General features: G+C 28.7%; 12 protein-coding genes and 1 tRNA gene. 4 read left to right on the top strand and 9 right to left on the bottom strand.

Going from position 1 to position 10,903, the window contains the following annotated elements; translation table 11 throughout:
• Position 1 precedes the first annotated feature (1 nt).
• The 6 genes from panD to accC form a co-directional block, all read right to left on the bottom strand.
• Complete coding sequence (gene panD, locus CLV39_RS07875; RefSeq protein ID WP_121923696.1) at positions 2–397, bottom strand: aspartate 1-decarboxylase; 396 nt, start codon at positions 395–397, stop codon at positions 2–4.
• A complete protein-coding gene (locus CLV39_RS07870) occupies positions 397–1,359 on the bottom strand; it encodes a polyprenyl synthetase family protein (protein WP_170145626.1) in 963 nt (320 codons plus the stop codon). The genes panD and CLV39_RS07870 overlap by 1 nt, the downstream gene beginning before the upstream one ends.
• 16 nt (positions 1,360–1,375) lie before the next feature.
• Positions 1,376–1,450 (bottom strand) — tRNA-Arg (locus CLV39_RS07865).
• Positions 1,427–2,287 carry a deoxyribonuclease IV gene (locus tag CLV39_RS07860; protein WP_121923694.1) on the bottom strand — a complete coding sequence of 287 codons (861 nt, stop codon included), beginning with the start codon at positions 2,285–2,287 and terminating at the stop codon, positions 1,427–1,429. The genes CLV39_RS07865 and CLV39_RS07860 overlap by 24 nt, the downstream gene beginning before the upstream one ends.
• Complete coding sequence (locus CLV39_RS07855) at positions 2,281–2,922, bottom strand: MBL fold metallo-hydrolase (protein WP_121923693.1); 642 nt, start codon at positions 2,920–2,922, stop codon at positions 2,281–2,283. Before CLV39_RS07855 ends, CLV39_RS07860 begins: the two co-directional genes overlap by 7 nt.
• A 5-nt stretch (positions 2,923–2,927) precedes the next feature.
• Positions 2,928–4,277 carry an acetyl-CoA carboxylase biotin carboxylase subunit gene (accC, locus tag CLV39_RS07850; RefSeq protein WP_121923692.1) on the bottom strand — a complete coding sequence of 450 codons (1,350 nt, stop codon included), beginning with the start codon at positions 4,275–4,277 and terminating at the stop codon, positions 2,928–2,930.
• Positions 4,278–4,466: 189 nt separating this feature from the next.
• On the opposite strand from accC, the gene hemE reads away from it, so the two are divergent.
• Genes hemE through CLV39_RS07830 form a run of 4 tightly spaced genes read left to right on the top strand, consistent with a single transcriptional unit; the run spans position 4,467 to position 7,458 of the window.
• A complete protein-coding gene (gene hemE, locus CLV39_RS07845) occupies positions 4,467–5,510 on the top strand; it encodes a uroporphyrinogen decarboxylase (RefSeq protein WP_121923691.1) in 1,044 nt (347 codons plus the stop codon).
• Complete coding sequence (locus CLV39_RS07840) at positions 5,507–6,139, top strand: endonuclease III domain-containing protein (RefSeq protein WP_121923690.1); 633 nt, start codon at positions 5,507–5,509, stop codon at positions 6,137–6,139. Before hemE ends, CLV39_RS07840 begins: the two co-directional genes overlap by 4 nt.
• Positions 6,111–6,752, top strand: coding sequence for a lysophospholipid acyltransferase family protein (locus CLV39_RS07835; RefSeq protein ID WP_245960358.1), 642 nt, complete (start codon positions 6,111–6,113; stop codon positions 6,750–6,752). The genes CLV39_RS07840 and CLV39_RS07835 overlap by 29 nt, the downstream gene beginning before the upstream one ends.
• A 10-nt stretch (positions 6,753–6,762) precedes the next feature.
• Complete coding sequence (locus CLV39_RS07830; RefSeq protein WP_121923689.1) at positions 6,763–7,458, top strand: SDR family NAD(P)-dependent oxidoreductase; 696 nt, start codon at positions 6,763–6,765, stop codon at positions 7,456–7,458.
• On the opposite strand, the gene CLV39_RS07825 is transcribed toward CLV39_RS07830, so the two are convergent.
• From CLV39_RS07825 to CLV39_RS07815, 3 genes are read right to left on the bottom strand one after another with little or no spacing between them, the layout of a single operon-like run.
• A complete protein-coding gene (locus CLV39_RS07825) occupies positions 7,455–8,405 on the bottom strand; it encodes a biotin--[acetyl-CoA-carboxylase] ligase (protein WP_121923688.1) in 951 nt (316 codons plus the stop codon). The two genes, CLV39_RS07830 and CLV39_RS07825, sit on opposite strands and share 4 nt — an antisense overlap.
• Positions 8,405–10,207: a translation elongation factor 4 gene (gene lepA / locus CLV39_RS07820; RefSeq protein WP_121923687.1), complete on the bottom strand. Its 1,803-nt coding sequence runs from the start codon at positions 10,205–10,207 to the stop codon at positions 8,405–8,407. Before lepA ends, CLV39_RS07825 begins: the two co-directional genes overlap by 1 nt.
• A gap of 43 nt (positions 10,208–10,250) precedes the next feature.
• Complete coding sequence (locus tag CLV39_RS07815; protein ID WP_121923686.1) at positions 10,251–10,865, bottom strand: LPP20 family lipoprotein; 615 nt, start codon at positions 10,863–10,865, stop codon at positions 10,251–10,253.
• Positions 10,866–10,903 lie beyond the last annotated feature (38 nt).

Raw genomic sequence — 10,903 nt, 5'->3', positions numbered from 1 at the left:
ACTATTCCTTTTCTATAAATTGATGCTCAAATACAGAAACTTTTTTATGTTCTTTTACTTGATTGTTTTCATTCATATAAACAAGGTTTATTTCAAAATCTTTAAGCTCTTCATCTTTAATATTTACATAAGATGCAATAATTATAATATCTCCTTTATGTCCAAGTCTTGCTGCTGCACCATTAAGTATACACTCACCACTGTATCTTTTTCCCGGAATTACATAAGTTGAAAATCTTTGGCCATTATTTACATTATAAACCTCTATTTTTTCATAAGGTAAAAGATTTGCTCTTTCCATTAAATCTTCATCTAAGGTTAATGAGCCTTCATAATTAAGGTCTGCACCTGTAATTGTAATTCTATGAATTTTAGATTTTAAAATAGTTCTTTCCATTAAACTTCCCTCTCTACAATATATTCGGCTAATTTTCTAAGTTCTTGATTATAAATATTATTAGGAAAAAAGTCTAAATTTTCTATGGCTTTTCTCACATAATCCTTTGCTACTTGAAATGCTTTTTTATGTCCTTCTTTTTCTAAAACTATATTTTTTGCTTTTTCTATATCTTTGTCTGAAGGATTTATATCTTTTACAAGCTTCCTAAAATACTGCTTTTCTTCTTCTGAAAGTAAATCTCTAACAGTTATTAAAGGATAAGTGATTTTTCCTTCTCGCAAGTCATTACATACAGGTTTTCCAAGTTTTTCCTCCGTAGATATATAATCTAAAATATCATCTACTATCTGAAAAGCTCTTCCTATATTTATTCCATATTGATATGCTTGGTTTAAAAGGTTTTCATCTGCTTTTGAGTAATTAGCTCCAACATAAGCACAAGCAGCAAATAAAACTGCAGTTTTACCATCTATTATTTTAAAATACTCTTCTTCAGTTAAATCAAAATCTGCTATCTTTTTTAACTCTAAAAGTTGTCCTTCTGCCATTTTCTTTACTGCATCTGAAACAACTTTAATCATTTCTATATTTCCATATTTTGAAAAAAGATATAAAGAGTTTGCATACATATAATCTCCTGTTAATACAACTGTATCATTTCCAAAAACTGTATTGGCAGAAGGTTTACCTCTTCTTGTGTCTGCTTTATCTACTACATCATCATGAAGTAAAGAAGCAGTATGTAAATACTCCATAGAAATTGCAAGTGGAACTAAATCATCTAAATCCTCTTCTTCTAAAAGTTTTGCAAAAGATAAAACTAATAATGGTCTTATATTCTTTCCACCACTTTCAAGAATATATCTACCTATTTTCAAAATAAATTCTATATGTGAATCTAAATACTTTGTTAAATTTTCCTTTACCAAACCTAAAAGCTCATTTTTTAATATTTCCATCTTTCTCCTTCTCATATGCGCCCGGCTGGATTTGAACCAGCGACTATCGGCCCCGGAAACCGATGCTCTATCCAGACTGAGCTACGGGCGCTTTTATTAAGCTTTTTAATATTTTTATGTTAATAATATCCATATTATCTTCCTTTGGTGTTTCAAGAATAAAAGGTAGTTTTGAAAAATAAGAGTCATTTAAAAATAGTTCAAATCCTTTTAATCCAATACTTCCTTTTCCAATATGCTCATGTCTATCTTTGTGGGAATTAAATGGTGTTTTTGAATCATTACAATGAATAACTTTTACTTTTTCTAATCCTATTAATGAATCTACTTCTTTTTTATACTCATTAAAGCCTTTTTTTTCATTAATTTTATAACCTGCTGAATAAATATGGCACGTATCTATGCAAACACCTATATTTTCTGTTTTAAATGGTTCAATTAACCTTTTTATTTCTTCAGTAGTTTTTCCTATTTCTCCTTTTTGTCCTGCAAGGGTTTCTACTAAAAAGGTTGTGTTTTTTAGATTTACTTTTTTAAATATATCCTCCATAGCATTTAGTATATGATTAATAGCTTTTTCTTCCGATTGGCCTTTTGCTTTTCCTGCATGGATTACATAATATTGTACATTTAATTCTTCACAAAGCATTAACTCTTCAATTACACCAGTTATAGATTTTTTTCTAAGATTTTCATCTTCAGATGCAAGATTAAAAAGATATGAAGCATGTACAACTAAAGGATTTATTTTTGTTTCCTTCCTTTTTTTATTAAAAAGTTCTTTTTCTTTATCTGTTCTTTCTTTCCATGCCCAAGCTCTTGGAGAGCGAACAAAAAACTGGATAGTTTCTGCTCCTATCTCTTTTCCCCTATCAAAAACAAGGTCTAAAGATTTAGATGAAGATACATGAGCTCCAATTTTTACCATAAGGATACTCTGTGTTTACCTGTAATGTATGGATTATTCTCTTTTTCATAGCCTATTGTTGTATTTGAGTAGTGTCCACAAACTACTGTTGTATCGTCTGGAAGTTTCATAAGTTTTTGAAGACTTTCCATTAGCTGTTTTGCATCTCCTCCTGGTAAATCTGTCCTTCCAACACTTCCTTTAAACAATGTATCTCCTGCAATAAGAATTTTTTCATTTGGCTCATAAAAAGATACTCCTCCAGGGGTATGTCCTGGTGTTTCTATTACTTGAAATTCATAATTTCCTACCTTAATAGAATCTCCTTCTTTTAAATCAAAATCTGGCTTAGGGCAAGGTACAGCTTTTATATATTGCATAAAGCCGGGGAATAACTCATCTTTTGTTAAAAATATATCTTTATTATTTAGATAAAATGGTACATCAAATTCTTTTTTTATAAAACCAACTTGTCCTACATGGTCTATATGTCCATGGGTATTAACTATCGCTTTTAGCTTTAAACCTTCAAGCTCTTTTTTTAATTTTTCACCTTCTGCACCCGGATCTATAATAATTGCTTCTTTTGTCTTTTCATCTGCTACTATTATTGTATTTTCATCTATTGGTCCTACTGGTATTACTTTTAATATCATTTTTTCTATCCTTTTAAATATTTTTCATCTACTAATGTGGTTGTATAACTACCATCTAAAAATCTTTCATCTTCTAAAATTTTCAAGTGAAAATCTCTTGTTGTTTTTATTCCTTCTATAATAAACTCTTTTAAGGCTCTTTTCCCTCTATTTATAGCTTCTTGTCTTGTTTTTCCATAAACAATTATCTTCCCAATTAAAGAATCATAATAAGGTGGAATTTCATATCCTTGATAAATATGAGTATCTACTCTTACTCCAAATCCTCCCGGAAGATATAACTTTTCAATTTTACCAATATTTGGCTGGAAAGTTTCCGGATCTTCTGCATTTATCCTAAACTCTATTGCATGGTATTTTTGTTTTATATCTTCTTGCTTTATATTCAATTCTTGTCCATCTGCAATTTTTAACTGCCAAGAAACTATATCTATTCCAGTAGTTATTTCAGAAACTGGATGCTCTACCTGTATTCTTCCATTCATTTCTATAAAATAAAAATTCATATCTTTATCAACAATAAACTCTACTGTTCCTGCTCCTACAAATCCTACTTCTTTAGCAAATCTTACTGCCGCTTCTCCCATCTTTTTTCTAACTTCATCTGTAATAAAAGGAGAAGGACTTTCCTCTAAAACCTTTTGATGTCTTCTTTGAATAGAGCATTCCCTATCTCCAATATAGATAACATTTCCATATTTATCTGCAAGTATTTGAATCTCTATATGCTTTGGAGATTGGATTAATTTTTCTATATAAACTGTTGAATCTCCAAAATTTGCTTCTGCTTCTCTTTGAGCTACAGGTAAAAGTCTTGTAAGTTCTTGCTCATTATGAACAACTCTCATACCTCTACCACCACCACCAGCAGCAGCTTTAAGTAAAACAGGGTATCCTATTTTTTTAGCAATGCTTAAAGCTTCTTCTAAGGTTTCAACTGGTGGACTTCCAGGAATTATTGGAACATTAGCCCTTTTTGCCGCCTCTCTAGCTTTTGCTTTATCTCCAACTAAACTCAAAGTTTCAGAAGAAGGGCCAATGAAGGTTATATTACTTTTTTCACATATTCCTGCAAAATTTGGATTTTCAGCTAAAAATCCATATCCAGGGTAAACTGCATCAGCTCCTGTAATTTCTATTGCAGATAAAATAGATGGAATATTTAGATAACTTTTATTTGCAGGAGCATCTCCTATACATATTGCAATATCTGCTAAATCTTTATGGATAGAGTTTTTATCTCCTGTTGAATATACTGCTATAGATTCTCCTCCAAGTTCTCTTATACTTCTTACTGCTCTTACTGCAATTTCTCCTCTGTTTGCTATTAGTATTCTTTTAATATTTTTCAGCAAAATAACCTCTTTTAGTTTGATATTTTTAGTATAAAAAATTATATTATTATTGAGCGTATTTTATCAATGAAAAGAAGATTTATTGTAGCTGTAAACTTAATGCTTAAGGTTTATAAGCCATTTGAGGAAAAATATGGTAAGGAGTTTGTGTTTAAAATAGTTGGATTAATTAAATAAAAGGAGAGTTTTATGGAAAAACCGAAAAATGACTTGCTTTTAAGAGCTATAAAAAAAGAACCGATAGAAAGAACTCCTATTTGGCTAATGAGACAAGCAGGAAGATATATGCCTGAATATAGAAAATTAAGAGAAAAAGCAGGTAAATTTAAAAATTTTTATAAAAATGTAGAACTTGCAGTTGAAGCTTCAATACTACCTTATAAATTTTTAGGAGTAGATGCAACTATTATATTTTCTGATATATTAACACCTCTTGAGCCAATGGGATTTAATTTTGATTTTAAGCAAGGAGAAGGTCCTGTTTTTGAAAAGCCAATAGAAAAACCTGAAGATATAAATAGATTAAAGCCTTTAGATGTAAATGAAGTTAGTTATGTTGGAGAGATTATAAAAGGAGTTAATGAAAGTTTAAATAGGGCTATTCCAACTATAGGATTTTGTGGAGCTCCTTTTACTCTTGCTGCTTATATGATAGAAGGAAGAACTTCAAGAGATTTTAAAAAAGCAAAAACTTTTATGTATAACTATCCAGAAGAATTTAAAACATTACTTGATAAACTTGCAGATAGCCTTGTAGACTATCTTTATTTTCAGATTGAAAGTGGAGCTGATGCTGTTCAGATATTTGATAGCTGGGCAGGTTATCTATCACCTGATGATTATAAAGAGTTTGCTTTACCACCAATAAAAAAAGTTATAAAAAAACTAAAAGAAAAAACAAATACTCCTATTATTCATTTTACAAAAGGTGTAGCTGGTTTCTTAGATTATATGATAACCTCTGGAGCTGATGTTTATAGTGTAGATTGGATGATAGATATAAAAAAAGTAAAAGAAAAAGTATTTCCAAAATCTGCTGTACAAGGTAATTTAGATCCAATAGTTTTATATGCAGAGAAAGAGGTTATTAAAAGAAAAGCTATAGAAATTTTAGAAAAATGGGGGAAAGATTCAGGACATATATTTAATTTAGGACATGGATTAATGCCTGATATGGACAAGGAAAAAGTAAAGTATCTTGTAAAAATTGTGCAGGAGGGAAGCAGAAGATAGAGGTTAAGCAGTTATATGAAACATTACTAAAAAATTATGGCTACCAAAATTGGTGGCCTTTAACTGGTAAGTTTGAACCATTTGAAGAGATTTGCATAGGAGCAATATTAACCCAAAACACAAATTGGAATAATGTAGAAAAGGCTTTAAATAATTTAATTTTAAATAATATAACCTCTTTTGAAAAAATAGAAAAAATATCAGAAGAAAATCTTTCAAAATTAATCAAACCTTCAGGATTTTATAATCAAAAAGCTAAAACATTAAAAAGATTTGTAAAAAAGGTTTTATCTATCAAAAAAGAAAACATTGACAGAGATTTTCTTCTTTCTATTAAAGGAATAGGAAAAGAAACAGCAGATACTATTTTATTATATGGTCTTAATAAACCTATTTTTATTGTAGATGCTTATACGAAAAGACTTTTTTATAGAGTTGGATTAATAAAGAATGAAAAAATAGATTATGATTTTTTAAGACATTTTATTGAAAAAAACATAAAAAAAGACACAAACATATATAAAGAATTCCATGCATTGATTGTAAAACATTGTAAAGATATGTGTAGAAAAAATCCAAACTGTGAAAATTGCTTTTTAAATGAAAAATGTAGCTATTTTAAACTATAATAGATTTATGGAAAAAAAACCTTATTCAGAATTAGGCTATAAAATATGGTTTAAGCTAAAACCTTTTGTAAAACTATTATTTAGGTTAAAAGTTGAAGGAGCTGAAAATTTTCCAAAAGAAGGTGGCTTTATAATAGCTGCAAATCATAGAAGCTATCTTGATCCTCCAATTATAAATACTATTTCTCCTTTTCCTGTAATATTTATGGCAAAAGAAGATTTATTTAAAGTACCAATATTAGGAAGTATTATTACAAAAGCAGGAGCTATTCCAGTAGAAAGGGGAAGAAAAGGAGTAAAATCTTTAATAAAAGCAATAGATTTTCTGAAAAAAGGATATGTAATTGGAATTTTTCCAGAAGGAACAAGAGCGGCTCCTGGAAAGTTTTTAAAGCCACAGCCGGGAATAGGCCTTTTAATTGAAAAAACAAAAGCACCAGTAGTTCCTGTAAGAATAGAGGGAGCTGATAAGGTTTTATCAAGGGATAGTAAATTTCCTAAATTTTTAGTTTATCCTATAAAAGTAAAAGTAGGTAAGCCTATAAAGTTTGAAGATAATCTTTCTCATGAAGAAATGGCTAAAATAATAATGGAAAAAATAAAGGCTTTATAAAGGATAAATTATGAAAAATTTATTTATTACAGGCATAGGCTCAGGACTTGGTAAAGCTTTTGTAGAAGTTGCTTTAGAAAGAGGTTATAAAGTTTTTGCTTTAAGTAGACATTTACCAATAGAATTTAAAGGTAGAATAAAATTTAAATATTGTGATCTTAAAGCTCTTGAAACAGTTTATAACTGTACAAAAGAATTATTAAAAGATATAGAAAATATTGATCTTGTGATTTTAAATGCTGGAATTCTTGGAGATATTAAAGAGATAAATAAAACTAATCTTTATGAAATTCAAGATATTATGGACATAAATGTTTGGGCTAATAAGATAATACTTGATTGCTTAATTAATGAAAATAAAGAAGTTAATCAGATAATAGGTATTTCTTCAGGTGCAGCTGTTAATGGTAATAAAGGTTGGGGAGGATATTCAATCTCTAAAGCATCTTTAAATATGCTTTTAAAACTTTATTCAAGAGAGATGGAAAATACTCATATTATAGCTTTAGCTCCTGGGCTTGTTTTAACTCCAATGCTTGAATATATACTTAAAAATGTAGATGAAGAAAAATTTCCTTCAGTAAAAAGATTAAAATCTTCTTATAAGCAAACTCCAAGAGAAGCCGCAGAAAAAATATTTAATCTTTTAGCTACGATTAAAGAAAATTTTAAAAGTGGTGAGTTTATAGATATTAGAAAAATTTAAGTTTTCCTTAAAGATAAATCTCCTGAATAAAAACTTTCTAAATTATTTCCTATTTGAAGGATTATTCCTCCTTGGTTATCTAATCCTTTTAAAATTCCTTTTATCTCTTTATTTCCATCTAATATTTTTACTTCTTCATCTTTCCAAAGTAGATTTTCTTCTACTTTTTCTATAGGATTTAATTTATTTTCCAAAAATTGGAAATAATTTTTTTCTATGTTTTGTAATAGTCTTATAAAAAATCTTTTTCTATCTATATTTTGTCCTTTTTCTAAAAATAAAGAAGTTGCAATATCTTTTATCTCGTTTAAATCTTCTATATTATGATTTACATTTATACCTATTCCAACTACTAATTTTTTTATTTCTGAGCCTTCTATATCAGTTTCCATTAAAATTCCTGAAACTTTTCTATTGCTTAGATAAATATCATTTGGCCACTTTATTTTAGGAGTTAAATTCTCTTGCTTTATAGTTTCATATACTGAATATGGAAAAATTAAAGAAAATCTTAAAAGCTGATTTATATTAATTTCTGGTTTTAAAACAGTAGAAAAATATAATCCTTTTCCTTTAGTAGATATCCATTTTCTTCCTTTTCTACCTTTTCCTTTTGTTTGAGTTTCAGCAACTATAACTGTTCCTTCATTTAGATTATTTTCTTTTGCATAAATATTTGTTGAATCTATTTCTTCAAAGAATATATATTCTTTTCCTATTAATCTTGTTTTTATAAATGGTTTTATTTCAGTTTCTAAAAGATATGGAGAGGTTAAAATAAGTTTATATCCTTCTTTTAAATGGGAAAATTTATATCCTAATTTTTCTAATTTTTTTATTCTTTTCCAAATGGCAGTTCTTGAAATTCCAAAAAAAGAGGAAAGGGTTTCTCCTGAAATAGTTTTTTCCTTTGTTAACTGAATTATCTTTTTATCAATATTATCCATTAGTCTGCTTTTAATATACTTAAAAATGCTTCTTGAGGAAGTTCTACCTTTCCAAATTGTTTCATTCTTTTTTTACCTTCTTTCTGCTTTTCAAGAAGTTTTTTCTTTCTTGTTACATCACCACCATAACATTTTGCAAGAACATCTCTTCTTAAAGGTGCTATTTTGGCAGATGCTATTACTTTTGAACCAATTGTTGCTTGAATTCTAACTTCAAAAAGTTGTTTTGGTATAACTTCTTTCATTTTATCTACTATATTTCTACCTACTCTATAAGCTTTATCTTTATGAACTATAAAAGAAAGAGCATCTACAGGTTCTCCATTTATTTTTATATCAATCTTTACCAAATCTCCTTCTTTATATCCAATAAAATCATAATCAAATGATGCATATCCTCTTGTAGCAGTTTTTAGTTTATCATGAAAATCAAATAAAACTTCTGCCATAGGTATTTCATATCTTAAATGGGCTGTATTTTTATCTAAATAATCAAAGCCTTTTTGAATACCTCTTTTTTCTTGAACAAGTTGCATAATAGCTCCAATATATTCAGAAGGAGATATTATATCTGCCTCTATATAAGGCTCTAATATAGCTTGTATTTTAGATATGTCTGGAAGTTGAGAAGGATTTCTTACTTCTATTTCTTCTCCTGTTTTTAGTTTTACTTTATAAATAACATTTGGAGCAGTAGTTATAAGCTCTATATCATATTCTCTTTCAAGTCTTTCTTGTACTATTTCCATATGAAGAAGTCCTAAAAATCCACATCTAAATCCAAGTCCTAAAGCTGGTGAGCTTTCAACTTCATAAGTTAATGCAGCATCATTTATTGAGTATTTTTCAAGGGCATCTCTCATATCTTCAAAAGTTGTTGAGCCTGTAGGATAAAGTCCTGCATATACCATAGGTTTTGCTGGTCTAAATCCGGGAATTGGCTCAGGTGTTGGATTTTTAGCATCTGTAATTGTATCTCCAACTCTAATATCTTTCACATCTTTTATAGATGCAGCAACATATCCAACATCGCCTGCTTTTAAAGAATCTAATGCAGTCATTTTTGGCATTTGTGCTCCTACTTCTGTAACTTCAAACTCTTTGCCTGTTGACATTAATCTTATCTTTGTGCCTTTTTTAATTTCTCCATCAAAAACCCTTATAAATGCAACTGCTCCTCTATATGGATCATAATAAGAATCAAAAATTAAAGCTTTTAATGGTTTACTTTCATCTCCTTTTGGATGGGGAATTTTTTTAACAATTGCTTCCAGAATTTCTTCTATACCAATCCCTGCTTTACCAGATGCTAATATTGCTTCTTCTGGATCTAAACCTAAAACATCTTCTATCTGTCTTTTAATTCTATCTACATCTGCAGAAGGTAAATCTATTTTATTAATTACAGGTATTATCTCTAAATCTAAATTTAAAGCCTGCCAAAATGTAGCCAAAGTTTGAGCTTCTATTCCTTGAGTTGCATCTATTAAAAGTAATGCTCCTTCACAAGCAGTAAGAGAACGTGAAACTTCATATCCAAAATCAACATGCCCCGGTGTATCTATAAGATGTAATATATAGTTTTCACCATCTTTAGCTTTATAGTTTAATCTTATAGCTTGAAGTTTTATTGTAATTCCTCTTTCTTTTTCTATTTCTAAAGTATCAAGAAGTTGGTCTTCTTTTTCTCTTTCGGTAATTGCATTACAAAATTCCATTAATCTATCTGCAAGAGTTGATTTTCCATGATCAACATGGGCTATTATAGAAAAATTTCTTATCTTTTTTAATCTTTCAGACATAAATCCTCCAAATAGGATTTGAATTTAAGTAATATATTTTAACTTATTTCTCAAGGACTACCCATACATATAAATCTCCTGTTTTTGGATCTATCCATTCATCTTTAACAACAGTATTTCTTAAATAAGCAGAGGATTCTTGTCTTGATAATGATTCTAGTTTTGATTTATATTCTTCATAATCTTTTCTACTTATTCTTAATTTTTCAGTATAAACCTCTGCATTTACTAAAAGTTTTAACTGCTTTGAAAGATTTGCTTGTGCAATCATTATAGCTAATCTTTTTTGCTCTGGATAACCTATATTTTTTGTTTTCCTTGCAATTCCAACTGCACCAATATATCCTCCATAATTAGGATTATAAAACCAAATCGGATAACCATTTTTAAGTGGATATTTAGTATGGATATCCCTTTTAGTTATAATCATCTTTCTCTTTACTAGCTTTTTATTAACTTTTAGCATAGTTGCTTCATCTTTTGTTTCAGGAAGTGTTAACTCTTCAGGGCTTTTTTCTGATTCTCTTTCAAGTTCTTGAAAATTAGCATTAGCTTTTTCCAGTAAATACTCTTTGTTTATCTTTTTTTCTGTTTTCTCTGTTTTTTCACTACACGCTACTATAGAAAAAGAAATAATAATTAAGATAAGTATTCTCATTTTATAACTCCATTTTAAATTTATATAATAAAATATAT

This window comes from Hydrogenothermus marinus, assembly GCF_003688665.1.
Lineage (GTDB): Bacteria > Aquificota > Aquificia > Aquificales > Hydrogenothermaceae > Hydrogenothermus > Hydrogenothermus marinus.
Note: the sequence above shows the minus strand (reverse complement) of the source record. Positions and strands in the feature narration are given on the sequence as shown.